This is a genomic window from Streptomyces sp. MA5143a (assembly GCF_900290235.1).
Taxonomy (GTDB): domain Bacteria; phylum Actinomycetota; class Actinomycetes; order Streptomycetales; family Streptomycetaceae; genus Streptomyces.
Window position 1 is genome coordinate 1 of the sequence record NZ_OLMK01000085.1, and the last position, 822, is coordinate 822.

Sequence of the window (822 nt, forward strand, 5' to 3'; positions counted from 1 at the left end):
CTTCCAATGCGAACAGGGCGGGTTGGGCCCACCCCGTGGACTCCAGCACCTCGGCGGGACCGCCGAACACCACGTCCTTCAACGAACCCGGCAACAACCCCTCGAACCCCGCACACACCTCGTCGAAAGCGGAAGCGAACACCGGGAACGCCTCATACAGACCACGCCCCATCCCCACCCGCTGCGAACCCTGACCCGAGAACACCACCGCCAGACCGTTTCCGGCGGCCCTCCCCCGCATGACCGAGGGATGCGGGCGATCCTCGGCCAGTGCGTCGAGCGCGGCGCGGAAGGACTCGCGGTCGATGACCGGGACGGCGGCACGGTGGTCGAGCGCGGCACGGTGCGCGGCCAGGGTGAGGCCGATGTCGTGCAGGGCGGGCGCGTTTGCGTCGCGCTCCAGGTGGTCGCGCAGACGAACCGCCTGTGCCCGCAGAGCGGCCGGCCCGCGAGCCGAGAGCAGCAGCGGGACGACGGGCAGCGGGCGGGCGGTGTCCGTGGCAGGCTCCGCCCGGGTGTCGTCGCCCTGTTCGAGGATGAGGTGGGCGTTGGTCCCGCTCACTCCGAACGCGGACACGCCTGCCCGGCGCGGACGTCCCGTTTCCGGCCAGGGCCGGTTCTCCGTGAGCAGTTCCACCGCGCCCGCCGACCAGTCGACGTGCCGTGACGGCTCGTCCACGTGCAGGGTGCGCGGCAGCGTCCCGTGCCGCATCGCCATGACCGTCTTGATGACGCCCGCCACCCCGGCCGCAGCTTGGGCATGCCCGATGTTCGACTTCAACGACCCCAGGTACAGCGGCCGTTCACGGTCCTGCCCGTACG

1 protein-coding gene is annotated in these 822 nt (G+C 71.7%); it reads right to left on the bottom strand.

Annotation, left to right across the window (positions count from 1 at the left end; translation table 11 throughout):
* Positions 1–822 (bottom strand): ketoacyl-synthetase C-terminal extension domain-containing protein (locus SMA5143A_RS31850; protein WP_146193982.1); only part of this gene is annotated, 822 nt, incomplete at both ends.